General features: G+C 41.8%; 21 protein-coding genes, 1 tRNA gene and 1 riboswitch. Of the genes, 16 read left to right on the top strand and 6 right to left on the bottom strand.

The window, feature by feature from the left end:
- The first annotated feature begins 69 nt into the window (after positions 1 to 69).
- On the top strand, positions 70 to 1425 hold the full coding sequence (locus tag ACDG22_RS00465) for an MFS transporter (RefSeq protein WP_204462186.1): 1356 nt from the start codon (positions 70 to 72) through the stop codon (positions 1423 to 1425).
- Between the two features lie 100 nt (positions 1426 to 1525).
- On the opposite strand, the gene ACDG22_RS00460 is transcribed toward ACDG22_RS00465, so the two are convergent.
- Together ACDG22_RS00460 and ACDG22_RS00455 are read right to left on the bottom strand one after the other, a co-directional pair.
- Positions 1526 to 2578, bottom strand: a complete 1053-nt coding sequence (locus tag ACDG22_RS00460; RefSeq protein ID WP_204462185.1) for a DUF4831 family protein — start codon at positions 2576 to 2578, stop codon at positions 1526 to 1528.
- A 9-nt stretch (positions 2579 to 2587) separates the two neighbouring features.
- The gene (locus ACDG22_RS00455; RefSeq protein ID WP_270672537.1) at positions 2588 to 4105 is read right to left on the bottom strand and encodes an NAD(P)H-hydrate dehydratase; all 1518 of its coding nucleotides are present in this window, start codon (positions 4103 to 4105) and stop codon (positions 2588 to 2590) included.
- Between the two features lie 100 nt (positions 4106 to 4205).
- Between ACDG22_RS00455 and hpt the strand changes: the two genes are divergently transcribed.
- The 9 genes from hpt (at position 4206) to ACDG22_RS00410 (ending at position 10541) form a co-directional block, all read left to right on the top strand.
- The gene (gene hpt, locus ACDG22_RS00450) at positions 4206 to 4742 is read left to right on the top strand and encodes a hypoxanthine phosphoribosyltransferase (protein WP_118483653.1); all 537 of its coding nucleotides are present in this window, start codon (positions 4206 to 4208) and stop codon (positions 4740 to 4742) included.
- Between the two features lie 31 nt (positions 4743 to 4773).
- Positions 4774 to 5343: an adenylate kinase gene (locus ACDG22_RS00445; RefSeq protein ID WP_007571084.1), complete on the top strand. Its 570-nt coding sequence runs from the start codon at positions 4774 to 4776 to the stop codon at positions 5341 to 5343.
- A gap of 145 nt (positions 5344 to 5488) precedes the next feature.
- Positions 5489 to 6673 (top strand): GTPase ObgE, encoded by a 1185-nt coding sequence (obgE, locus tag ACDG22_RS00440; RefSeq protein WP_007571082.1) that lies wholly within the window; start codon positions 5489 to 5491, stop codon positions 6671 to 6673.
- The gene (gene pgeF / locus ACDG22_RS00435) at positions 6673 to 7479 is read left to right on the top strand and encodes a peptidoglycan editing factor PgeF (RefSeq protein ID WP_007571081.1); all 807 of its coding nucleotides are present in this window, start codon (positions 6673 to 6675) and stop codon (positions 7477 to 7479) included. Before obgE ends, pgeF begins: the two co-directional genes overlap by 1 nt.
- 57 nt (positions 7480 to 7536) lie before the next feature.
- Entirely contained in the window at positions 7537 to 8211 is a 675-nt protein-coding gene (locus ACDG22_RS00430) for a B3/B4 domain-containing protein (protein ID WP_270230059.1), read from the top strand.
- A gap of 50 nt (positions 8212 to 8261) precedes the next feature.
- On the top strand, positions 8262 to 8837 hold the full coding sequence (locus ACDG22_RS00425; protein ID WP_239466345.1) for a M23 family metallopeptidase: 576 nt from the start codon (positions 8262 to 8264) through the stop codon (positions 8835 to 8837).
- Between the two features lie 28 nt (positions 8838 to 8865).
- Positions 8866 to 9057 (top strand): hypothetical protein, encoded by a 192-nt coding sequence (locus ACDG22_RS00420; RefSeq protein ID WP_007571078.1) that lies wholly within the window; start codon positions 8866 to 8868, stop codon positions 9055 to 9057.
- A 56-nt stretch (positions 9058 to 9113) separates the two neighbouring features.
- Positions 9114 to 9653, top strand: a complete 540-nt coding sequence (locus ACDG22_RS00415; protein ID WP_270668842.1) for an outer membrane beta-barrel protein — start codon at positions 9114 to 9116, stop codon at positions 9651 to 9653.
- Positions 9654 to 9926: 273 nt separating this feature from the next.
- Entirely contained in the window at positions 9927 to 10541 is a 615-nt protein-coding gene (locus ACDG22_RS00410) for a porin family protein (protein ID WP_007571075.1), read from the top strand.
- A 95-nt stretch (positions 10542 to 10636) separates the two neighbouring features.
- Here ACDG22_RS00410 and ACDG22_RS00405 read toward each other — a convergent pair whose 3' ends face one another.
- Complete coding sequence (locus ACDG22_RS00405) at positions 10637 to 11815, bottom strand: phosphoribosylaminoimidazolecarboxamide formyltransferase (protein ID WP_007571073.1); 1179 nt, start codon at positions 11813 to 11815, stop codon at positions 10637 to 10639.
- 67 nt (positions 11816 to 11882) lie between these two features.
- A riboswitch (cobalamin riboswitch) is annotated at positions 11883 to 12105 on the top strand.
- A 149-nt stretch (positions 12106 to 12254) separates the two neighbouring features.
- Between ACDG22_RS00405 and ACDG22_RS00400 the strand changes: the two genes are divergently transcribed.
- From ACDG22_RS00400 to ACDG22_RS00390, 3 genes are read left to right on the top strand one after another with little or no spacing between them, the layout of a single operon-like run.
- The gene (locus tag ACDG22_RS00400) at positions 12255 to 14255 is read left to right on the top strand and encodes a TonB-dependent receptor plug domain-containing protein (RefSeq protein WP_050756987.1); all 2001 of its coding nucleotides are present in this window, start codon (positions 12255 to 12257) and stop codon (positions 14253 to 14255) included.
- On the top strand, positions 14255 to 16228 hold the full coding sequence (locus ACDG22_RS00395) for a YncE family protein (protein ID WP_007571068.1): 1974 nt from the start codon (positions 14255 to 14257) through the stop codon (positions 16226 to 16228). Before ACDG22_RS00400 ends, ACDG22_RS00395 begins: the two co-directional genes overlap by 1 nt.
- 41 nt (positions 16229 to 16269) lie before the next feature.
- The gene (locus tag ACDG22_RS00390) at positions 16270 to 17028 is read left to right on the top strand and encodes a DUF4465 domain-containing protein (RefSeq protein WP_007571066.1); all 759 of its coding nucleotides are present in this window, start codon (positions 16270 to 16272) and stop codon (positions 17026 to 17028) included.
- 500 nt (positions 17029 to 17528) lie between these two features.
- Here ACDG22_RS00390 and ACDG22_RS00385 read toward each other — a convergent pair whose 3' ends face one another.
- Together ACDG22_RS00385 and ACDG22_RS00380 are read right to left on the bottom strand one after the other, a co-directional pair.
- Positions 17529 to 18371, bottom strand: coding sequence for a hypothetical protein (locus ACDG22_RS00385; RefSeq protein WP_148315588.1), 843 nt, complete (start codon positions 18369 to 18371; stop codon positions 17529 to 17531).
- 2 nt (positions 18372 to 18373) lie between these two features.
- Entirely contained in the window at positions 18374 to 19342 is a 969-nt protein-coding gene (locus tag ACDG22_RS00380) for a hypothetical protein (protein ID WP_007571062.1), read from the bottom strand.
- A gap of 356 nt (positions 19343 to 19698) precedes the next feature.
- Here ACDG22_RS00380 and araJ point away from each other — a divergent pair, with 356 nt between their 5' ends.
- Positions 19699 to 20841, top strand: coding sequence for an MFS transporter AraJ (gene araJ, locus ACDG22_RS00375; RefSeq protein ID WP_007571060.1), 1143 nt, complete (start codon positions 19699 to 19701; stop codon positions 20839 to 20841).
- A 320-nt stretch (positions 20842 to 21161) separates the two neighbouring features.
- Here araJ and ACDG22_RS00370 read toward each other — a convergent pair.
- Positions 21162 to 21237, bottom strand: a tRNA-Lys gene (locus tag ACDG22_RS00370).
- 286 nt (positions 21238 to 21523) lie between these two features.
- Here ACDG22_RS00370 and ACDG22_RS00365 point away from each other — a divergent pair.
- Both ACDG22_RS00365 and hisS read left to right on the top strand, forming a co-directional pair.
- Positions 21524 to 22198: a zinc metallopeptidase gene (locus tag ACDG22_RS00365; RefSeq protein WP_007571057.1), complete on the top strand. Its 675-nt coding sequence runs from the start codon at positions 21524 to 21526 to the stop codon at positions 22196 to 22198.
- A 172-nt stretch (positions 22199 to 22370) separates the two neighbouring features.
- Entirely contained in the window at positions 22371 to 23732 is a 1362-nt protein-coding gene (hisS, locus tag ACDG22_RS00360; RefSeq protein WP_007571056.1) for a histidine--tRNA ligase, read from the top strand.
- Positions 23733 to 23855 lie beyond the last annotated feature (123 nt).

Raw genomic sequence — 23855 nt, 5'->3', positions numbered from 1 at the left:
AGAAACGATGAAAAAAAACGTATCTTTGTCGCATTTTTAAGAAATATATAAAAAATAGATAAAAAATAGATGAAAGAACAGAATCTTAAAAAACTGAATGATTCCCGGGCTATTCGCTGGGGAGCGCTGGCAATTGTTGCCTTCACGATGATGGCGGCATATTATGTGAACGATGTGGTTGCACCGCTGAAGACGATGCTTGAAACCGATTTGAAGTGGGATAGTAGTGAGTTCGGACTTTTTACCGGAGCTTATAGCTTCCTGAATGTTTTCTTTTTGATGCTGATATGGGGTGGGCTGATTCTTGACCGTTTTGGTATTCGGTTTACCGGAAAGCTGGCTACTATTCTGATGGTATTGGGTACAGGACTGGAGTATTATGCTATGACGGGTATGGCAGATGCTACAGGCACAATTTTGGGATATAAAGTAAGCGTGTTTGTTGCATCGGCTGGTTATTCTGTCTTTGGTGTAGGAGCTGAAGTAGCAGGTATCACAGTAACGAAGATGATTGCCAAATGGTTCCGCGGAAAAGAAATGGCAACAGCCATGGGAGTACAGGTTGCGCTGGCACGTGTAGGTTCGCAGGCCGCTTATGCAGTTGCTATTCCGATGGCACGTGCGTACGAGATTACAACTCCGGTGCTGGTGGGTCTGATCTGTCTGATCGGTGGATTGATAGCTTTCTTTGCTTTCTCTGTTCTTGATAAGAAACTGGATCGCCAGATTGAAGCTGAAGTTGATAATTCTCCGGAAGAAAAATTCTCATTCAAGGATGTTGCCAAGATTCTTTCTAATCCGGGATTCTGGCTGATAGCCTTGCTTTGCGTATTGTTTTACTCATGCGTATTCCCGTTCCAGAAATTTGCTTCCGAGCTGATGATCAGTAAATATGGTATTGATGAAAGTGTTGCCGGATTCTTTGCCGGACTTCCTGCTTTAGGAGCTTTGTTCCTTACTCCGGTGTTTGGTGGTATGGTAGACAAGCGAGGAAAAGCTGCTTCTATCATGATGCTTGGTGCAGCTATGCTGATTGCTGTACACTGTATATATGCGTTGCCTTTCATTACAAGCTCTTGGATTGCTATCGTATTGATGATTGTGCTGGGTATTGCCTTCTCGCTGGTACCTTCTGCTATGTGGCCTTCGGTTGCTAAAATATTCCCTGCTCACCAGTTGGGTACTGCGTACGCGTTGATATTCTTTATTCAGAATATCGGATTGTGGGGAATACCGACATTGATTGGTATCGTATTGGATAAGTATTGTGTGGTAGGAAAGGCAAATGGAGCTAATCTGTACGACTATACATTACCGATGTGTATATTTACAGGTATCGCAGTATTGTCGCTGATTATTGCTTTCGCTTTGAAGGTAGCCGACAAGAAATTTGGATATAAGCTGGAAGAAGCTAATATCAAGTAACTATCAGGGTAGTTAACTGACTGAAATAAATAAAACCGGCAGGATTTCTGAATGAACAGAATCCTGCCGGTTTTATTTATTTCAGGATAACGACTGCTAGTTAGTCTTTATCTATTTTCAGAATTGCTCCGGTTTCGGGGTTAAACACTACTCGTGTGTTTATTTTCTTGTTGAAAAGCTCATTTACCAAAACCTCTGTAGAACCAAACTGAGTAATAGGAAGGTCTTTTTCGAAATATTTTTTCCCTTGGTAGCTTACAGAAACATTTCCTTTGCCCGGAATGTTATAGATAGCTCCCTCTGGTTTCTTTTTCTTCTTGCTGTCATCGGTCGGAGCTGGTATAGGAGCTGTACTGCTCATGCTGATATATATAGGATCACCAGCCAGATTGTCGGTAGACAAGGCTCCTAACAGGCGTGAGAAACGCAATACGATTTTATCTTTTGTATTGTCTTCCGGAGTAACAAGTACGGTAAATACCTTGTCTTCGCGATCGGTTGTTCCGGCGAACATTTGTGTAAGTGCCTTTTCCTGTTTGTCAAGATTGTCCATTATCAGCTTGAGTGAAGCTCCGTCTTTAGGCATGGTGTCAGCTTGTCCTCGCAAGATCAAATTCTTGCTTTCGCGGATATTGTAAATTTCCTTAGCTGTCAGTTCTGCCATTTTCGCTGTCGAACCTGCCATCAGGATCTCTTCTGTCATGTACTTGCGTGTACTTTCATGTGGAAGAGGTTTCTCCAGTTCGTATCCTTGCTGCTGTTCGTATTCTTTAGGAAAAGTGGTATTTATAGCCTTGGCTATCCCGCTTTCTGTCAGCTCAATATTTGATAAGGTGCTTTTATCTTTCAGCTTGATGATATATGCTTTGGTAGAATCGGGAACTCCGATAGAGCGAACGTCAATCTGTTTGATTTCCCAGTATGTTTCCGGTTGAGGATTTACATTGTTCATGCGCAGGTAACGATTGGCATACTGGCATAGCTCTCCCGGCTGATAGCTTATGCGTGTGGCTATAATATTTACTTCCAGAGCTGTTTTAGGCAGAAAGTATACAATGCCTTCGTCTGTGCCCGGTGTGTATATATTTACATCCTGTGCTGCAATGTGTGTTGAGCATGCCAACAATCCCAATGCAATAATCGTTCTGTTCATAATGGTTTGTTATTTAGTTTCTGTAATGTTTTTCCATGCTTCGGGTAGGGCTTCAATGATATCGCCTGCTGTCAGGCTGATTTCTCCTACACGGTTGCGGGCAATATCACCTGCCAGACCATGTACGTATACGGCTATACGGCAAGCGTTTTCCTGTGAATATCCTTGCGACAGCAGGGCGAGGATGATACCGGTCAGTACGTCACCGCTTCCTCCTGTTGCCATACCCGGATTACCTGTCTGATTGAAGTAGCAGTTGCCTTCGGGGGTAATAACTACAGTGTAAGCTCCTTTCAGTACAATGTAACATTGCAGATAGGCAGAAAGCTCTTTGGCTTTGGTCAGACGTTCGAAACTGTTGTTGCATCTTCCGATAATACGTTCCAGTTCTCCGATATGCGGTGTCAGGATTGTCCGTTTCGGAATCCGGTTCAGGTAATTACGGTGTGTACTGAATACGTTCAGTGCGTCAGCGTCGAGAACCAGAGGAATGAAACATTCTTTCAGCTGGTCGAATGTAGCGAGTGCGGTTTCTTCTTCCTGACCGATTCCCGGACCGATAGCCAGTGCCTGGAAGTTATCCAAGTCTACGGGTTCGGCAAAATAGAGTTCGTGTACATCGTTTTGTACCATTGCTTCGGGTACACTGGTCTGTACAATGTCATGGTTGCGGACAGGAGTATGAACTGTCAGTAAGCCTATACCCGAACGCATGCATGCACGGGCAGCTAATATGGAAGCTCCTGCCATACCGTATGAGCCGGCAATCAGCAGGCCATGTCCGAAATTGCCTTTATGTGCGAAACGGCTGCGAGGCTTGATCAGCTGGCGTATTTCATTTGCTTCGGTGATGAAGTACGGAGTAGAGGCTTCTTCTATGAAGTTTTTGCTGATGCCTATATCCAGTACTTTCCATTCGCCTACGATGTCTTCATTTTCGGCAAACAGGAAAGACAGTTTCGGCAACTGGATACTTAATGTCAGGTCAGCCCGTATGATGTTCTGGCGGATATTGTTTGAGTTGTCTTCTCCCATCAATCCGGAAGGCAGGTCGATGGATACAACCGTAGCTTGTGAAGCATTGATGTATTTCACTACCGATGCGAATCCACCACTTAACGGTTTGTTCAGTCCTGAACCGAAAAGTCCGTCTATCACGATGTCATCTTTTGTCAGCTGAGGTGGGTCGAAGCTGTTACTGATTTCGTGATAGTTAGGGAATCCGCATTCTTGCAGGCGCTGTACATTCTTCATGCAATCGTCCGACAAGACTCCGGTGATATTGAACAGATATACTTCTACTGTATAATTTTTCAGGAACAGCATGCGTGCTACGGCAACGGCATCTCCTCCGTTGTTTCCAGAGCCTGCAAATATGATTATTCGGTGAGATTTATCCCAACGACGGCAAATTTCATCAGTTAGCAGCGAGGCTGCTTTTTCCATCAGATTGATGGAAAGTATGTTTTCTTGGGCGATTGTATATGCGTCCGCCTGTTTTTGCTGAGTGCAACTAAGTATTTTCATCTTTTTTCTAAATAGCTATTTGTCGGTAAAAGTACGAAAAAAGTATAGAAGTTTGAGGGATAATTCGTATTTTTGTCCCAATTTTATAAACTTATATATTATGAGTGTAATTCAGATCAAAGATAAACGCTTTAAGACTTTTATTCCTGAGGAGCAAATAATGAAGGAAGTGGCTCGTGTAGCAGATGAAATCAATCGTGATTTGTCGGGAACCAATCCGCTTTTCATAAGTGTGTTGAATGGTTCGTTCATGTTTACGGCTGATCTGATGAAGCACTTGACTATGCCTTGTGAGGTTTCTTTCGTAAAACTGGCTTCGTATGAAGGTACTTCTTCTACCGGTAAAGTGAAAGAACTGGTTGGCTTGGGTGATGATATCACGGGACGTACAGTGGTGATTGTAGAAGATATTGTCGATACGGGACTGACTATGAAGCAGCTGGTAGAAACATTGCGTGCCCGCGGTCCGAAAGACATTAAAATTGCTACATTGCTGGTTAAGCCGGATAAGCTGAAGGTTGAGCTTGACATTAACTATGTGGCAATGAACATTCCTAATGACTTTATCGTAGGATATGGACTTGACTACGACGGACTGGGACGAAACTATCGTGATATTTATACTGTGATAGAATAATTATTCATAATTAAAATAAAAGGTAATAAAGATGTTGAACATTGTAATTTTCGGCGCACCGGGTTCAGGTAAAGGAACTCAGAGTGCTCGTATCGTAGAGAAATATGGTTTGAACCACATCTCTACTGGTGACGTTTTGCGTGCAGAAATCAAGAATGGTACAGAACTGGGTAAAACTGCCAAAGGATATATCGACAACGGTCAGTTGATTCCAGACGCTTTGATGATAGATATCCTGGCTAGCGTATTCGATAGCTTCAAGGATAGCAAAGGTGTTATTTTCGATGGTTTTCCACGTACAATCGCTCAGGCAGAAGCTTTGAAAGAAATGTTGAAAGTACGCGGTCAGGAAGTTTCTATCATGCTTGACCTGGAAGTTCCGGAAGATGAACTGATGACTCGTCTGATCAAACGTGGACAGGAATCTGGTCGTGCTGACGATAATGAAGAAACTATCAAGAAACGTTTGGTAGTTTATCATTCTCAGACTGCTCCTCTGATTGACTGGTACAAGAATGATGGCAAATATTGCCACATCAATGGCTTGGGTTCTATGGATGGTATCTTTGCAGATATTTGCTCTGCTATCGATAAACTCTAATTGAAGATATGAAAAACGGAGAATGAGAAAACTTCCGTTTGGAGGTTTCTCGTTCTCTTTTTTGTAACAGACAGTGCAATCTCGATTGCATTAAGTAAAACCGTCAGACAGGCGGTTGACTCATTTAATTTTTCAAAGAAATATTATGGCTGAATCGAATTTTGTTGATTATGTAAAAATCTACTGCCGCTCCGGTAAGGGAGGGCGCGGATCGGTACACATGCGCCGTGAAAAGTATATGCCCAACGGAGGTCCTGACGGTGGCGACGGTGGTAGAGGAGGTCATGTTATCTTGCGGGGAAACCGCAATTACTGGACTTTGCTACACCTGAAGTACGAGCGTCACGTGTTTGCTGAACATGGTGGTAATGGCTCGAAGAACAAAAGTTTCGGTAAAGATGGTGCAGACAAGGTTATTGAAGTGCCGTGCGGTACTGTCGTTTACAATGCAGAAACAGGCGAATATGTATGCGATATTACTGACGACGGACAAGAAGTCATTCTGCTGAAAGGTGGTCGTGGAGGCTTAGGAAACTGGCATTTCCGTACGGCAACCCGTCAGGCTCCACGCTTTGCACAGCCTGGTGAGCCGATGCAGGAAATGACTGTTATTTTGGAATTGAAACTATTGGCAGATGTTGGTCTGGTCGGTTTTCCGAATGCCGGAAAATCCACTCTTCTATCTACAGTTTCGGCTGCGCGTCCGAAAATAGCCAATTATCCGTTTACTACACTGGAACCGAACCTGGGTATCGTTTCTTATCGTGAAGGCAAGTCTTTTGTGATGGCAGATATACCGGGTATTATAGAAGGTGCAAGTGAAGGTAAGGGGCTCGGACTTCGTTTCCTGCGGCATATTGAACGTAACTCGTTGTTGCTCTTTATGGTTCCCGGTGATGCTGATGATATTCGCCGTGAATATGATATCTTGCTGAACGAGCTGGCTAAGTTCAATCCGGAGATGCTTGACAAGCAGCGGGTACTTGCTATCACTAAATGTGATATGCTGGATGAAGAGCTGATAGAAATGCTGACACCTACATTGCCTGAAAATATACCTTATGTATTTATTTCTTCTGTTGCCAATATCGGAATTCAGCAGTTGAAAGATATATTGTGGGAGGAATTGAATAAAGACAGTAACCGCCTGGAAGGACTTCGTCAGGCGTCTATTGTGCATCGTGCAAAAGATGTTACTAAGCTTCAGCAGGAATTGAAGGATATGGGTGAAGATGAAGACTTCGATTTCGAATATGAAGATGCTGACGACGATGAAGATTTCGACTACGAATACGAGGAAATAGATTGGGACGACGAACCACAGAAGTAATGATTCACTATTCAGAAGATAAAAGAATGTTGGAGTATGGTTTAATGAAATCGTACCCCGGCATTTTTTGTTTCTCTACAACTCGCCACGGAGGATATAGTACAGGAGAATATGCTTCGTTTAATTGCAACAACTATTGCGGCGATGTTATGGAGAACATATTGAAAAACAGAAGTCTGCTGTGCTCTTTATTACCTGGTACAGAGAAAGAACTGGTTATTCCACATCAGGTACATCGTGCAGAGGTTCGGGTTGTTGATAGAGAATTCTGTAAACAGCCGGAGAGTTTGCGGGCTTCTTTGCTGGAAGGTGTGGATGCGTTGGTTACTGACGTTCCTGGCAAGTGTATCTGTGTGTCGACTGCCGATTGTGTTCCGGTAATGTGTTTCGATACAAAGCAGGGTGTGGTTGCTGCCATACATGCAGGATGGAGAGGTACGGTAGCACGTATCATAACCGAAACGTTGCAGGTAATGAACCGTACGTATGGAACACAGGGGAAGGATGTTGTAGCCTGTATAGGTCCTAGCATATCACTGGAAGCTTTTGAGGTAGGTGATGAGGTCTATACTTGCTTCGAACAGCAGGGATTCGATATGCAGCGTATAGCATCGCGTCAGGAAAAGTGGCATATTGATTTGTGGGAAGCAAACCGTATGCAGCTGCTTGATTTTGGTGTACTCCCATCAAATATAGAGCTAAGTGGTATTTGTACGTGGAAAGAAAATGCCGATTTTTTCTCGGCACGCAGGCAAGGTATAGCTTCGGGACGTATTTTGTCAGGCATTATGTTGAAATCGGTTTAATCCTGACTTATATTTGTCTGGAGGCTTTTGTTTTTAGAAATAATAAATCAGTATACAATGAAGAATTTAGTGATAGAAGTATCTGAAGAGCTGAAACAGGCTTGGCCGCAGTTTCGGGGAGCAGCTGTTTTTGCAACTGTAAAAAATACTGCCTATAATGAGGAATTGTGGAAACGTATTGACGAGTTTACTGTGTTATACCGTTCTAAATATACCACCGACTCCATCAAAGAAATGCCGGCCATTCAGGCAACCCGGCAGGCTTATAAAAAATGTGGAAAAGACCCCAGTCGCTATCGTCCTTCTTCAGAAGCCTTGTGTCGCCGTATATTGAGGAGGGGTATTCCTTTGTATCAGATAGATACCCTGGTCGATTTGATTAATCTGGCTTCCATATACAGTGGACATTCCATTGGCGGATTTGATCTGGATAAAATACAAGGTGACCGTCTGGTATTAGGTATAGGAAAAGCGGGAGAACCTTACGAAGGAATAGGCCGAGGAGAACTGAATATCGAAGGCATGCCTGTATATCGTGATGCTGTAGGTGGTGTAGGTACTCCTACCAGCGATAACGAACGGACCAAAATAAGCGAAGGTACTACACACCTGCTTGCTATAATGAATGGATATAGTGGAAGCGAAGGACTGGAAGAAAATGTAACTTATATGGTCGATTTACTAAAAGAATTTGCTGAGGCTCAGGAAGTGAAAATAGTATATTTCGAATGATGAAACTAAGAATACACGTCGTTTTATTGCTTTTAGGATGGATAGGGTGTATGTCATTGATGTATGCGTCCGATCCGATTGTACGATCTTTTTCGGTAATGGAGCGTAATCACATTCGTGTAAAGACTCCGGAGCTTTTTGCAAACGGAAATAGTTTTGAGATTCATCTGGAAAACTTGTCCGATTCGATGTGGTGTTTCCCTCTTCCGAAAGGAAAGGTTATATCGGCATACGGTGCTCGTGGAGGACATAGTGGTTCGGATATTAAAACCTGTGCCAACGATACTATCCGTTGTGTCTTCGATGGTGTTGTGCGTATGGCTAAACATTATGGTGGATATGGCAAAGTGATAGTTGTACGTCATGACAATGGAATCGAAACCATTTATAGTCATAATTCAAAGAATATGGTGGCAGCGGGAGATACTGTAAAGGCTGGCCAACCTATTGCTCTAACGGGACGTACAGGACGAGCTACAACCGAACATTTGCATTTTGAGATCAGAATAAATGGACAGCACCTTAATCCGGGACTTCTTTTTGATATGAAAACCGGTAACTTGCTGAAGCGCACACTGGTCTGTACAAAGACTGGAAATCATGTGAAATTAGTTCCTAAAAAATAAATTAAGAATCATTTTAGAAAATCATTGTATGGATATAGAAAAGATATTGACCGAAGGAATTGTCTTTAAAGGCAGCAAGCCTTCTACCGCTAAAAAAGAAGATAAGGTAAAGACAAAGGCAAAGAAGAAAACGTATATCACCGGATTGCATGGCTCAGGCTCTGCAAAGATGAAAGCTGAATACCGTCGTCGACGTGCTAACCGTCATAAGAATGGATAAAACTAAGAAAACGGATACTAGACATATTATTTAATAACTAACTAATTTATGTAATTATGAAAAAGATTTTAATGATTGTAGTTGTAATGATGGCCGCTTTGTCATCATATGCACAGGAGATGTATTTGGGTGGTGGTATCAGCCTTTGGAGAGACTGTGATGCCGATGTAACCTCATTCTCTATCTCACCCGATTTTGGTTATAACTTCAATGAGCGTTGGGCTGTAGGTGGCGAAGTTGTTTTTTCTCATGAAGGAACACATTATGATGTGGGAGATGAAAAGGTTTCGTCTCATATTAACAGTTTTGCCATAGCTCCATATGCTCGTTATTCTTTCTATGAAAATAAGATAGTACGTTTGTTTATAGATATGGGAATGGGCTTCTCTACATCAAAACCTAAGCATGGAGATTCTGTAAATGGATTTGAAATAGGTTTGAAACCAGGGCTCGCTATTAAGTTGAATGATAGCTTCAGCTTCATTACCAAAGTAGGTTTTGCCGGTTATCGTGATGATTATTTCAGAGGAGCTGATGGCTTTGGTGTTACTTTGGATGGAGAAAATATCTCAATCGGTATCGATTATGAGTTTTAATCAGAACGGTTGAATAAAATTCTATGAATATACTGAAAGCCTCTCGCATGAACTAGCATGCGGGAGGCTTTTTTATTGTATTATAAAAACAGACAGATGTAAAAATGTCGGATATTTTAGCCATTATCGTTGTTTTTCAATTCTTTTTCCCTTCTTTTGATTGCAATATTTAGTTATATTCCTATATTTGTTTTTAGGAGTTTGCACTGAATCCTTTATTGGGATGCGCTGCTGGCAGAATAGATGTGATTTCTTAACAAAAAAGTCTGAAATATGAAAAAACTGTATCTTTTAGTCTTGTGTATGATATCGGCTATGCTTGTTAATGCTCAAGCACCGGTATGGAACGTGAAAGTTGGTTTGGGTGCCTCTTCATGGATGGGAGATGGATTCGGATCTGCAAAAGCTTTGTTTAATCAGCGGATAGGTGTAGGTGTAGATATCCCTCTTACAGGTTGGGTGTCTTTTCAGACTGGTCTTAACTGGACTTCCAAAGGTGCAAAATATTCATTGGTAAACGATACCAAACAAACCGTTAATCAGAATTATTTTGAAATGCCGTTATTGGCAGCTTTCCATATCGGAACCCCAAAGAATTTTGATGTGATTATTTCTGGAGGTGGATATATTGGTTGTGGAATAGTGGGTAAAACCGAACAGAAAGCAGATGATGTTACTTCATCGTGGGGTACGTTTAATGATGCGTGTGTGGGAGATATCAAAATCTGGGACGGTCTCCGTCGTTTCGATGCAGGTATACAGGCTGGTATAAATTTGGATTTCCGTCATTATATTGTAGGTGTAGAAGGTGAATTCGGATTGGCCCGTATGTGGGAAAAAGGACCTCGCAACTTGGGAATCTTTGCAACTTTTGGATATAAATTTTAGGTACTTATAAAAATAAAAGGAGCGGACAGCTATAGGGGGGAATGAAGACCTTATGCTGTCCGCTTATTGTTTTTAATATTCTATGGACTGTGCAATTAATGATGGAAGAGACGGATACCTGTAAATGCCATAGCTATGCCATATTTATCGCATGTAGCTATTACATGGTCATCACGCACTGAACCACCGGCTTGTGCAATGTATTCTACTCCGCTCTTGTGGGCACGTTCTATGTTATCACCGAAGGGGAAGAAAGCATCCGATCCCAAAGCCACACCTTTCAGTGTATCCAGCCATGCACGTTTTTCTTCGCGAGTCAGCACTTCCGGCTTTTCTGTAAAGAACTGCTGCCATACACCGTCGGCAAGTACGTCATCGTGTTCATCGCTGATATAGACATCGATTGTATTATCACGGTCGGCACGGCGTATTTTTTCAACCCAAGGCAGATTCAATACTTTCGGGTGCTGGCGTAGATACCAGATATCAGCTTTATTTCCTGCAAGACGAGTACAGTGAATACGGCTCTGCTGTCCGGCTCCGATACCGATAGCTTGTCCGTCTTTTACATAACATACAGAGTTCGACTGTGTATATTTTAATGTAATCAGTGCAATCATCAAGTCGCGGCGTGCTGATTCCGGGAAATTCTTGTTTTGAGTAGGAATGTTTGCGAATAAATCGTCGCCGTTCAGTTTGATTTCATTACGTCCTTGTTCGAAAGTGATTCCGAATACATCTTTACGTTCTATCGGAGCAGGGCGATATTCCGGATCTATCTTGATAACATTATATGTTCCTTTACGTTTATTCTTCAGAATTTCCAGTGCTTCGTCTGTATATCCCGGAGCAATGACTCCGTCAGAAACTTCGCGGTTGATAAAACGTGCTGTAGCTTCGTCGCATACATCACTCAGCGCAATGAAGTCGCCGTAAGACGACATACGGTCAGCACCACGCGCACGAATATACGCATTTGCCAAAGGAGAAAGAGGAAGGTTGTCTACGAAATAAATTTTCTTCATTGTATCATCCAGCTCCAGACCGATAGCTGCTCCTGCAGGGCTGACATGCTTGAATGATGTTGCAGCCGGCAGGCCGGTAGCTTCTTTCAGTTCTTTTACTAACTGCCATCCATTCAGGGCATCCAGAAAATTGATATATCCGGGACGTCCGTTCAATACCTCAATTGGTAGCTCTCCTTCTTGCATAAAGATACGTGCCGGTTTCTGGTTAGGATTACAGCCGTACTTCAATTCGAGTTCTTTTGCCATAATTTATATGTTTATAGTTGCTTGTCTACAAAAATACAGAATATTTTCGGCTTATTGAAAAAACTTTTTACCTTTGTGGCGCATTGGTTCAAGAGATTATCTGTTTTTAGAAGATAATCTGGTGATTAAAAGGGAATCAGGTGAGAGTCCTGAACAGTCCCGCTGCTGTAAATTCCATATTATATAAATGTCGCAAACAGTCGTTCAGACCACTGGAGAAATGTTTGTTTCCGGGAAGGTAGTTTGCGACTAGGAATAAGTCAGAAGACCTGCCATGCATATTTCTTCACAGCTTTCGAGGAAAAAGCGTGGGATGACTTTTCGGTGCATATTCTATCTGTTCACCCCATTGCTTTATTTTTCGCAGGCAATGCAAAGGCTGTTCCTTTGCTGTTACATTAAGTATTGAGAAAATATGAAGTATATTGTATGTAGTTGGATGATGCTGATTGGATGTGCCGTTCAATGTTATGGCAGTCAGGAAATAGATACAACGAAAGTCTATTCCATACCGGAGGTTGTGGTTTCCGACCGCTACCAGACGCGTGAAGTTCGTTCGGCTGTTCCTCTTCAGATCTTTTCTCACGAAGAGCTGAAAAACCTGAATGTGATGCAGGTATCCGATGCTGTCAAACACTTCTCTGGTGTGACAGTGAAAGATTATGGAGGAATAGGAGGACTGAAAACAGTTTCTATACGCAGTCTGGGAGCACAGCATACAGTAGTGGGATACGATGGAATAGCTGTTACCGACTGTCAGACCGGACAGGTGGATATCGGTCGCTTTTCATTGGAAAATGTAGACCGTCTGATGTTAAGCAACGGGCAAAGTGACCAGATTTTTCAGCCTGCACGTTTTTTCGCTTCAGCTGGAATTTTGAATATCCAGACACTTACTCCTGTTTTTCAGAATAACAAGTCTGTTAATCTGAACGCATCTGTGAAATCGGGTTCATGGGGACTGGTGAATCCTTCAGTTTTGTATGAACAGAAACTGGGTGAAAAATGGGCATTGACAGCAGATGCGGAATGGATGTCATCCGATGGGCATTATCCTTATACATTATATTACGGCGAGGAAGGTGATCAGTCGAGTCGTGAAAAACGCAAGAATACGGAAGTGCAGACATTCCGTGCCGAGGCAGGTCTGTTCGGTAATTTTTCTGATACGGAACAATGGAAGCTGAAAGCTTATTATTGTCAGTCGTTACGCGGGCTTCCCAATGCAACAACTTTGTACTACGATTATTCCTCACAACATTTGTGGGATAAAAATATTTTCATCCAGAGCCAGTATAAAAAAGAGTTCAGCCGTAAATGGGTGTTTCAGGCTTCGGGCAAATGGAACTGGACCTACCAGCATTATCTGGACCCAGATTATAAAGGAACTACCGGACAAAGTGAGAACAGTTATTTTCAGCAGGAATATTATCTTTCTACGGCAGTGTTGTTCCGGGCGCTGGACTGTCTTTCTTTTTCTCTTTCAACCGACGGAATCGTTAACCGTATGAACTGCGACTTGAAAGATTTTGCCAAGCCAGTGCGTTACTCATGGCTTACTGCGCTGGCTGGGAAATATGTCAACGACTGGATGACGCTTTCAGCTTCTGTTTTGTCTACAGTTATTTATGAAGATGTAGCAAAAGGCAACAGTGCCGGGGGACACCGGAAACTTTCTCCGTATGCCAGTGTATCATTTAAGCCATTTGCTTCAGAGGAGTTTCGTATCCGTTTCTTTTATAAAGATATTTTCCGCTTGCCGAGTTTTAATGATTTGTATTACGGACAGACCGGTAATATTCGTCTGAAGCCGGAAAATGCCAGCCAGCTGAATGTCGGACTGACATATAGTAAACGCATTTCTGACTGGCTTCCTTATGTATCGGCAACAGTGGATGCTTATTCCAACCGGATAACCGACAAGATAGTAGCGATACCGACCAAGAACCTGTTTATCTGGAGTATGGTAAATCTGGGCAAAGTCGATATAAAAGGAATAGACTTTACAGCAAGTGTTAGTGTACAGCCGGCAGAAAAATATGTGTTGAGCCTATCGGGTAATTACACTTATCAGCGTGCGCTGGATGTTACGAACTCAGATCCTTCTACTCTTGAAGGAAAAACGTATAAGCATCAGATAGCCTATACACCGCGTGTGTCAGGTTCCGGACAGGCAGTACTCGAAACACCGTGGGTAGACTTGTCGTATTCCATGCTGTTTTCCGGCAAACGCTATGCGTTGGGACAGAATATAGCCAAGAACAGGCTGGACGGATATACTGATCATAGCGTTTCTGTACGTCGGGGGTTCCGTTGGAAAAAGACAAACCTCTCGCTGGCACTTGAGATGCTGAATCTGGCAGATAAAAATTATGAAATAGTGAAAAACTTTCCGATGCCCGGACGGTCTTTCCGGATAACAGTCGGAGTGAAATATTGATGAATATGAGGAAACTGGTAGTTATTATATATTCGTTGGTTTTGCTGTTTGCCGGTTGCGATGATTTGGAAGACAAGCCTTATACACCCGGTGAAGCAAATGGGGTAGTCGAAGACTATGGAACGGCAGAAATGTATATCTTGAATGAAGGGTTGTTTAATTTGAACAACAGTACACTGGCAAGATATTCCTTCCTGACGAATAGCTGTTCGTATGATTATTTCCGTGCGCTGAATCATCGCGGATTGGGAGATACCGCTAACGACATGGATATTTACGGTAGTAAATTATATGTTGTGGTAAATGTTTCCAGTACAGTAGAGGTAATAGACCTTCAGTCTGGGCTTTCCGTAAAGCAGATTCCGATGCTGACCGATAATGGCAGTTCCCGTCAGCCTCGTGCCATTACTTTTGATTCGGGAAAAGCTTATGTCTGTTCGTATGATGGAACCGTAGCTCGTATCGATACTGCTTCTCTGGAGATAGACGGAGTTGCGGAAGTCGGACGTAATCCGGAAGATCTTTGTGCGCAGGATGGAAAACTTTATGTGTCCAATTCAGGTGGATTAGACTGGGCTGGAGTGGGAGTTGACCGTACGGTATCTGTTGTCGACCTGTCAACTTTTGCAGAAACGAAAAAAATTGAAGTCGGTCCTAATCCGGGAAAGATACTTGCCGGTCCCGATCATAGTGTATGGGTAGCTACACAAGGAGAACAGATAGAGCAGGGTGACTATAAACTGGTAAAAATAAACTCACAGTCGGATGTTGTAGAAAAAGTTTATGACGAACCGGTAATGGATTTTGCTTTCGATTATAATATCGCCTACCTTTATAATTACGATTATTCGACCGGACAGGCTGCATTCAAGGTGTTCGATCTTACTTCAGGTACGGTGTTACGGAGTCAGTTTATTACCGATGGAACAAATATAGAACGCCCGTTCTCCATTCAGGTAAATCCTTATAGCAGCAATGTGTATATAACCGAAGCGTACAATTATCAGGTAGATGGTGATTTGTTATGCTTTACTCCTGAAGGTACACTTATGTTTCGCCTGAGTGGAATCGGGTTAAATCCGAATACCGTGCTGTTCCGTGATGAGGCTGCCGGTGTAGATACTCCGGATAATCCCGATGAATCGGATGAAATGGCTGCTTATGCCGATAAAGTGTTCGATTATGTTCCGGCTCCTACACAATATATGAATACGGTTACGACTGCTTATGCTGAGGGCTTTACAACCAAGCAACAGGTACTGGACTATGCTGCCGAACGACTTCGGAAAAAATCATTGTTGTCGTTAGGGGCATACGGGGGCTATATTGTGTTAGGCTTTTCTCAACCCGTGCCAAATGTTCCGGGAGAATACGATTTTAAAATTTACGGTAATGCCAACTATAATCCGAACGCTTGGCAGGACCGTCCTGGTGGTAGTGCAGAACCGGGTATTGTACTAGTTTCGAAAGATGAAAACAGTAATGGGCTGCCCGATGATGAATGGTACGAACTGGCCGGCAGTGAGTATGAAACAGATACCGAAATACGTGATTATGAGATTACTTATTATCGCCCTGTACCTGAAAATGCTGATGTGCGTTGGACAGATAATCAGGGAAATGAAGGGTATGTGTATCGGAATACTTTTCATCAGCAGTCATCGTATTATCCGCTTTGGGAAGAGAGTGATTGCCTGATTTTCCGTGGAACACGCCTGAAAGATAATGCGGTTCAAGAAAACGGAGTGTGGGTAGGTTATGCTTACGACTGGGGATATGCCGATAATCATCCCAACAGTACGGAGATGTCGAAGTTTAAGATAGATTGGGCTGTAGATGCTCAAGGTAATAAAGTCGCTCTCGATCAGATTGATTTCGTGAAGATATATACGGCTGTCAATCAGTATTGTACTCAGATAGGAGAACTTTCGACAGAGATTACCGGAGTGGAGAATTTACATTATGAGAAATAATCAGTAAACTATATTTTAATCATTTAATTAATTAACGACAGATGAAAAAGTTATTTTTTGTTTTGTACGCATGTTTATGCGTGGGATTGTGGAGTTGTAGTAACGATGATGAACCGACAGTACCTGCAAAGCAGGAAGTGGCAGTTAGCTTCGAAGACAAATTAACGGAACCTAATACATCATTTGCCCCTACTGAAGGTGAAGATTACGGGGACTGGGGATATAAGCTTACATCATTTACTGATAGCAAATCGCTGATAGAATGTAACAGCTACTTTAGTGATTGGGGCTTTGGTGGCGGATTTACCTATACCAATACTACCGATGTAACTACTCCGGGATATTCTAATCTCAGCGCGATAACCGGAAAGGGTAAGGATGGCAGTGTATATCTTACTGTAGCTTTGTCGAATCCTACTAAATTGACTAACTTGCAGGCTGGTACATATCAGTTCAAGGGAGCTTATATAACTAATACTACTTATGCTTATTTAGCTGTGAAGGATGGTAATGATGGAGGCGGATATGTAAAAGGTCCTTTCGAAGATGGTGATTATTTTACTGTAACTGCAATCGGTCATGCAGCTTCTGGCGAAGAAGTTGGAAGAAGCACTTTCTATCTGGCCGACTATCGTGATGGAAAGAGTTCTGTTGTGAATACTTGGGAATGGTTCGACTGGACTCCGCTGGCTAATGCTGCATATGTGACTTTCGAAATGGAATCTACCGATACAGGTGATTATGGTATGAATACTCCGAACTATTTCTGTCTGGATGGCATTACATTAGTTGAAAAATAAGGTTTTATTTTTCTTAATCATAATGAGGAGGGTAATATTATAAGTGTATTAAGACTCATTTTGAGAAAAGATGTTTTTGTGTTTAATACGCAGGCGACTTATAACACCCAAAGAAAGGATAAGTCAGAATAAAATAATCCTCCGGGAAATTATGGTTTATAACTACAGGGCCTGAAAGGGACGGTTAAGTAACAATCGTATAGATTGAAACTTAAAAGTAAAAAATCTCCTGCTTTTAGTCATATAAATAAATGAAGACTAAAGCAGGAGATTTGTCTGTTGTAACTTATAGGTTATAAGTACGTTTATCTAATTTCTCTATTTTGAATCTTTTTTGCCTTTAAGGGTGTACCATTCTTTGTTCGGTTGGTAGAACAACTGACTTTTAATCAGATTTTCTTTGGCTTTTAAGCTTCAGGTCAAGTTTATTCATGCTAGAATGAAGTCTTGACATCGTTTCTTTTCCGTTTGATTATTGTCATTTGTTGTTTTCAGGCAAATCATCTTCTGGAAAGCGGTTCTGCATAAATATAAGCTATAGGCCAACTGTCATCAATCCGAAGCTGTACGATGCGTGTCTGGTCGGTTTCCCAAATAGCCAGAGGAGTCGCATGGTCATGATGATAATCAAAATCGGCAGTATATGCTTCTGCCAGATCAGGAGAGTTTTTGTCGATGGACGGAGCACCGTATATTCCTGTTATGTAGCGGTAAAGTACATCGGATGATTTTTCGTAGAATACCTGCTCGTCTTCTCCGGCAGAATTAAATATATAGAGGTTCCACCCAGGGACACCATTGTCGGACAGATGGTTATAATATGTCAATTCAAAGTCGCTGTTGAACAGGTTTACGGTACCCGTTCTCTTCTGGTCTGGCTCATCAGGAAATTCGTTCCATTTCCAGCCTAAAAAGTCTTTTGTAACAACTTGCAGATTGATAGTTTCACTTCTGAAAGTTTCTTCTTTGTCTTTATATCCTGACAGGTATGTCTTATACTCGCCGGGATAATAAAAGCAGTGACTCCATAAAAAGGTTTTTTCCTGCTGTTCCATGATACGGAATGAGTGAAGATTTTTATCCTTGTCTTCTACTATCCATACTATTGAATCAAACTGATTGGAGATGTCCCACATGGAAACGGTACGATTGAACGAAATAGAGAAAGTAGTCAAATCCAGTAAGTTGCAGGTTGTCTTATCTGCATTCAACTGAAAGGTCAGGCTTCCGTTTTCCGGCGTTTCTGTTTCAGGATTTCCGGTAATTTCGGATAATTCAGTGCTCTTTTCACATCCACATAAGGCGATGAGGCACAGCATAGGTAGTAATATTGCTTTCTTCATACTCATAATGTTGTTACAAATTCATATCTTGTATATTCTGTAAATGAGTTGTCTTTGCTTAGTTCCAGATAAACCTTTTCAGAATCTTTTGAATAATAAAAACGAAAATAGAGGAACAGAGGATCACTGCCATCGGCTGGATTTATTAATAAAGCTCTGTTGGGAAGCAAGATAGACATCGGACCTTGGAAGCTGGCGTATTTGTTATCTTTCTCATAGTAGACAAAGTAATCATCATCGGTTCTTTGGTAAAGTTCGATGGTGGAAAAATTCTCATCTTTTTCGTCGATGATGCCGTCCTGTGAATAGACAGACTTCCATTTGCCATAGAACGGACTGGTATGACTGAATTCTCCGTCGCCTTGTATCGTCAATTTTTCTGCATCCGCCTCACAGATGAGGTTTTTGGTAGCCATATTAGATAGCAGTTGGATACCGTCTTGAGTCCTGAGCCAGGAGTATTTTTGACTTTCCCAAATGCCGGAAGTATTGAAGGTGAAACACTCGGCATTGCCATCAGCGGCAAAAGTATAATAGAAGGTGGAGCCGGTAAAATGGTTGTGTGCGTTGGTTGCAAGCCAGGAACCGATAAAAGGACAATCGAGGATATATGACAGTTGAGGACTCTTCAACTGAAGAGTTGCCCCATAAAACAGATAGTCACAATCTTTGATGGATTTGCCGTTGTCGAAATCAATGTACAAATGATTGTTGGAACAGTACCATTCCAGCGTACCGTCGTCATAAGAGCCTTTACCGTCTTTCTCGAAAACAAGTGTTCGGGAGAAATCATTGCCATTATTCGATGCATATTCCCACTTACCTTCCAGTTGCCAATCGTAACTTTTGATCACTTCTTCTACTTCCTCTCCGTCAGGAGTGTTGGCGGGAGTTTCATTGTCGTTGCAGCTTGGCAGACAAAATAGACTGAAACATAGTAGAATACTGCTTAATGCATATTTCATGTTCATACTGTGTGCTTATTAAATTTAGAAATAGGTTAAAGCTAGTTGTGTGATGTTTCTTTTGATTTTTATGGGTTTTACGTGAATATTCTTTTCGGTACTACTTCGTTCTTGAATTAGTAAAGAATATTTCGTGATTAAATTGCTTCAATAACAAAGTTAGCGAAAAATGTTCTTTCAAAGAAATTATTTATGGTGTTTGTTGCAGAATCATTTGAAAGGAAATACAGAGAATAATTTATGAATTATATTGGCTGTTTCTATTTTTTATTCAGGTCGTTTACGAAGAATAAATAAAACTGTAATTTTGCACTCCTTAAAAAAATATAGGTTTGAAATAATGATTTTATAGTGACAGAAAAATGAAAAAGAGTCTGATAGCTTTGGCTTTTGGTACACTAGGGCTGGGTATTGCCGAGTTTACCATGATGGGTATTTTACCTTATGTAGCCCAAGATTTGGGTATTAGTATTCCAGTGGCTGGTCATCTTATTTCTGCGTATGCATTGGGTGTCTGCTGTGGTGCTCCGATGCTGATTCTGGCACGCAAACGACCGTTGAAGCAAACATTGCTGGCCTTGGTGCTGCTTATGATTATCGGAAATCTCTGTGCTTCTGCTGCTCCCAATTATTGGGTGTTAATGGCTGGTCGTTTTATATCCGGTCTTCCGCACGGCGCTTATTTCGGTGTGGCATCCATTGTAGCTGGTAAGCTGGCAGATGAAGGAAAAGGGTCGGAGGCTGTGTCTATCATGATAGCAGGCATGACAGTTGCCAATTTGTTTGGTGTTCCTTTGGGTACTTCCTTGAGTCATACGATTTCGTGGCGTGTTGCTTTCTTGCTTGTGGTATTCTGGGGACTGATTACCTTATATTATATATATCGTTGGGTTCCACAGGTAGAAAATTTGAAGGATAACGGGTTTAAGGGGCAGTTCCGTTTCCTCAAGTCGCCTGCGCCCTGGCTGATTCTCGGAGCAACCGCATTGGGTAACGGAGGCGTGTTCTGCTGGTACAGTTATGTCAATCCGATGCTTACTGAGATATCCGGTTTCCAGACCAGTAGTATGACGGCTCTTATGGTACTGGCGGGCTTTGGTATGGTAGTAGGTAATCTGGTCGGTGGGCGTATGTCAGATCGTTATACGCCCGGAAAGGTTGGAACAGTAGTTCAGGGTATGATTGGTGTGGTTTTGTTACTGCTGTTTTTCTTTTCGCCTAATCCATGGTGTGCAGCTATACTCATGACGTTGTGTACTGCCGGCTTGTTTGCCGTTTCCAGTCCGGAACAAGTACTGATTATTCGTGTAGCTCCTGGAGGAGAGATGTTAGGAGGTGCATGCGTACAGATTGCCTTCAATTTAGGTAATGCGGTTGGTGCTTATGCTGGTGGACTGGCTGTCAGCGAAGGATATCGCTACCCTGCATTATGTGGAGTTCCATTTGCGTTTATAGGATTACTACTTTTCCTGATTTTTTATAAAAAATATCAGCATAAGTTTTAAGGAACTATGTGTGGCAATTGGTATATGAATGATTCCTCTTACCGGTAATTTATGAGGGATCATCATATACATTTGATGTTTTTTATGTTGATTCAATGCACCCCTCAGCTTGTTCAGACTAGCTAAAATTTATGCTTAACCAACAGATCCCTCAGATTATTACGTTGATCCTATTTTATTTTTATTCTTGTAGGCAAAGATAATATTTATTGAATTAACCCCTCAGATTATTACGTTGATCCTTTATGGTCGGGCAGTTTTTTCATCGGAATATATAAAAAGAAAAACCACCGATAATTTAGTTATCGATGGTTTCCTTTTGGTGATCCGCCTGGGGCTCGAACCCAGGACCCCAACATTAAAAGTGTTGTGCTCTACCTGCTGAGCTAGCGAATCAAACCTGTGTTGCATTCATTTCCTGATTGCGAGTGCAAAGGTAGGTGTTTATTTTTAATCTGCCAAATATTTTAGAAGAAAATGTGAAAATAATCTTTTGCTTAATTTTTAATCCATTGATTATCTGTGTGTTAGTCAGAGGGATTTTTTTAAAAGAATATTTAAGAACATACTTAATAATCGTCAAAAGCCTGGAAAGGTTTGTAAGATTCTTGTTTTTTTACTTACTTTTGGCAAAGTATTTGTATGATTTTAAATTGAATAGAAACACATAAAGTATAATTATATGTATTGGATTTTATTTATTGGCATTGCACTCATCAGTTATTTAGTACAGTCGAATTTGCAGAGTAAGTTTGATAAATACTCTCGCATGGCATTGAGCAACGGTATGACGGGTAGGGAGATTGCAGAAAAAATGTTGCGTGATAACGGTATTTACGATGTGAAAGTAACCAGCACTCCCGGAATGTTGACAGACCATTATAATCCGACAAACAAAACTGTCAATCTGAGTGAAGGAGTTTATAATACATGTAGCGTGGCTGCTGCGGCAGTTGCTGCGCACGAATGTGGACATGCTGTTCAGCACGCCAGAGCATATGCTCCCTTGCAGATGCGTTCGGCTTTAGTTCCGGTTGTTCAGTTCTCCTCTTCTATCGTACAGTGGGTACTGCTGGCCGGTATGTTTATGATTAATACTTTTCCGCAGTTGCTGCTGATTGGTATCTGTCTGTTTGCTATGACTACCTTATTTAGTTTTATTACGTTACCGGTAGAAATAGACGCCAGCCGTCGTGCTTTGGTATGGTTAAGCAGTGCAGGGGTAACAAATATGTCGAACCACCGTCAGGCACAGGATGCGTTGAAGTCGGCTGCATATACATATGTTGTTGCTGCATTGAGTTCACTGGCTACCTTGGTTTATTACATTATGATATTTACCAACCGCCGCGACTGATAACAGCAGTTTAATAATATAAAGCAGGCGCAGAAGTATGTAGGCCTACTACGGCTGACATGCTTTTGCGCTTTTTTATTGTCTGTATCAGGAAATATCTTCTTCTGTATCAGCTTTCAAATTCAAATATTTCATGTATTTTTGCAACGAAATAAATAAACTTTGATTCATTATGGCAACAAAACCAGGTATACCAAAAGGAACAAGAGATTTTTCGCCTGTTGAAATGGCGAAACGTAACTATATATTCAATACCATTCGCGAAGTATTCTATTTGTATGGATTTCAGCAGATAGAAACTCCTTCTATGGAAAACCTGTCTACCCTGATGGGAAAGTATGGTGAGGAAGGAGATAAATTGTTGTTCAAGATACAGAATTCCGGAGATTATTTTTCAGGACTTACTGATGAAGAGTTGTTAAGCCGTAATGCAGCCAAGCTGGCAAGTAAGTTCTGTGAAAAAGGTTTGCGCTATGACTTGACAGTACCTTTTGCCCGTTATGTGGTGATGCACCGTGATGAAATAAGCTTTCCTTTCAAGCGTTTTCAGATACAGCCCGTATGGCGTGCCGACCGTCCTCAGAAAGGCCGTTATCGTGAATTTTATCAGTGCGATGCCGATGTCGTAGGCAGCAATTCGTTGCTTAATGAAGTAGAGCTGGTACAGATGATTGACGCAGTATTCAGCAAGTTCGGTATCCGGGTGTCTATTAAGATTAATAATCGTAAGATCCTGACAGGTATTGCAGAAATCATCGGTGAAGCTGATAAGATTGTCGATATCACCGTAGCTATTGATAAGCTTGATAAGATTGGTCTGGAAAATGTCAATGCCGAACTGGCTTCGAAAGGCATTCCGCAGGAAGCTATCGACAAGTTGCAGCCAATAATCTTGTTAAGCGGTTCGAACGAAGAGAAGCTTGAAACACTGAAATCTGTACTTGCTGCCAGCGAAACAGGCTTGAAGGGAGTAGAAGAAAGTGAATTCATTTTGAAAACAATCTCTACACTTGGAATCAAGTCGGAAGTTGAACTGGATTTGACTTTGGCACGTGGACTGAACTATTATACTGGAGCTATTTTCGAAGTTAAGGCGCTCGATGTGCAGATTGGTAGTATCAGTGGCGGTGGACGATATGACAACTTGACAGGTGTATTCGGTATGGATGGAATGTCGGGAGTGGGTATCTCTTTCGGTGCCGACCGTATATACGATGTGTTGAATCAGCTTGATTTGTATCCGGAAGATGCATCATTCGGTACTCAGCTTTTGTTTGTCAACTTTGGAGAGGCGGAAGCGGCCTATGTACTTCCGGTATTGGCTAAAGTACGTGCGGCCGGTATTCGTGCCGAAATCTATCCTGACAGTGCGAAAATGAAGAAGCAGATGAGTTATGCAAATGCGAAAGCTATTCCGTTTGTTGCTATAGTGGGAGAGAATGAAATGAACGAAGGCAAGGTCATGCTGAAAAACATGGCTACTGGCGAACAGAACTTGCTGGCTCCCGAAGAATTGATCGCTGCTATACGCTGATAGAAAGAAAATTTTTATTTGTTATTTCTCACCCCCTTCACATGCTTAATGCAATGTGAAGGGGGTGAATTGTATATATAGATCGAGTATTCAAGCAAACCAAATCATAGGCTGAATTTATCT

This window comes from Phocaeicola coprocola (assembly GCF_041333015.1).
Lineage (GTDB): Bacteria > Bacteroidota > Bacteroidia > Bacteroidales > Bacteroidaceae > Phocaeicola > Phocaeicola coprocola.
Note: the sequence above shows the minus strand (reverse complement) of the source record. Positions and strands in the feature narration are given on the sequence as shown.

Coding starts and splice junctions, on each gene's coding strand:
- ACDG22_RS00445 (WP_007571084.1), top strand. CDS start 4,774: ATGTTGAACATTGTAATTTTCGGCGCACCGGGTTCAGGTAAAGGAACT.
- ACDG22_RS00385 (WP_148315588.1), bottom strand. CDS start 18,371: ATGAAGAAAGCAATATTACTACCTATGCTGTGCCTCATCGCCTTATGT.
- ACDG22_RS00430 (WP_270230059.1), top strand. CDS start 7,537: ATGAAGAATTTAGTGATAGAAGTATCTGAAGAGCTGAAACAGGCTTGG.
- hisS (WP_007571056.1), top strand. CDS start 22,371: ATGGCAACAAAACCAGGTATACCAAAAGGAACAAGAGATTTTTCGCCT.
- ACDG22_RS00400 (WP_050756987.1), top strand. CDS start 12,255: ATGATGCTGATTGGATGTGCCGTTCAATGTTATGGCAGTCAGGAAATA.
- pgeF (WP_007571081.1), top strand. CDS start 6,673: ATGATTCACTATTCAGAAGATAAAAGAATGTTGGAGTATGGTTTAATG.
- ACDG22_RS00365 (WP_007571057.1), top strand. CDS start 21,524: ATGTATTGGATTTTATTTATTGGCATTGCACTCATCAGTTATTTAGTA.
- araJ (WP_007571060.1), top strand. CDS start 19,699: ATGAAAAAGAGTCTGATAGCTTTGGCTTTTGGTACACTAGGGCTGGGT.
- ACDG22_RS00455 (WP_270672537.1), bottom strand. CDS start 4,105: ATGAAAATACTTAGTTGCACTCAGCAAAAACAGGCGGACGCATATACA.
- ACDG22_RS00425 (WP_239466345.1), top strand. CDS start 8,262: ATGTCATTGATGTATGCGTCCGATCCGATTGTACGATCTTTTTCGGTA.
- ACDG22_RS00465 (WP_204462186.1), top strand. CDS start 70: ATGAAAGAACAGAATCTTAAAAAACTGAATGATTCCCGGGCTATTCGC.
- hpt (WP_118483653.1), top strand. CDS start 4,206: ATGAGTGTAATTCAGATCAAAGATAAACGCTTTAAGACTTTTATTCCT.
- ACDG22_RS00390 (WP_007571066.1), top strand. CDS start 16,270: ATGAAAAAGTTATTTTTTGTTTTGTACGCATGTTTATGCGTGGGATTG.
- obgE (WP_007571082.1), top strand. CDS start 5,489: ATGGCTGAATCGAATTTTGTTGATTATGTAAAAATCTACTGCCGCTCC.
- ACDG22_RS00420 (WP_007571078.1), top strand. CDS start 8,866: ATGGATATAGAAAAGATATTGACCGAAGGAATTGTCTTTAAAGGCAGC.
- ACDG22_RS00410 (WP_007571075.1), top strand. CDS start 9,927: ATGAAAAAACTGTATCTTTTAGTCTTGTGTATGATATCGGCTATGCTT.
- ACDG22_RS00415 (WP_270668842.1), top strand. CDS start 9,114: ATGAAAAAGATTTTAATGATTGTAGTTGTAATGATGGCCGCTTTGTCA.
- ACDG22_RS00380 (WP_007571062.1), bottom strand. CDS start 19,342: ATGAACATGAAATATGCATTAAGCAGTATTCTACTATGTTTCAGTCTA.
- ACDG22_RS00405 (WP_007571073.1), bottom strand. CDS start 11,815: ATGGCAAAAGAACTCGAATTGAAGTACGGCTGTAATCCTAACCAGAAA.
- ACDG22_RS00395 (WP_007571068.1), top strand. CDS start 14,255: ATGAATATGAGGAAACTGGTAGTTATTATATATTCGTTGGTTTTGCTG.
- ACDG22_RS00460 (WP_204462185.1), bottom strand. CDS start 2,578: ATGAACAGAACGATTATTGCATTGGGATTGTTGGCATGCTCAACACAC.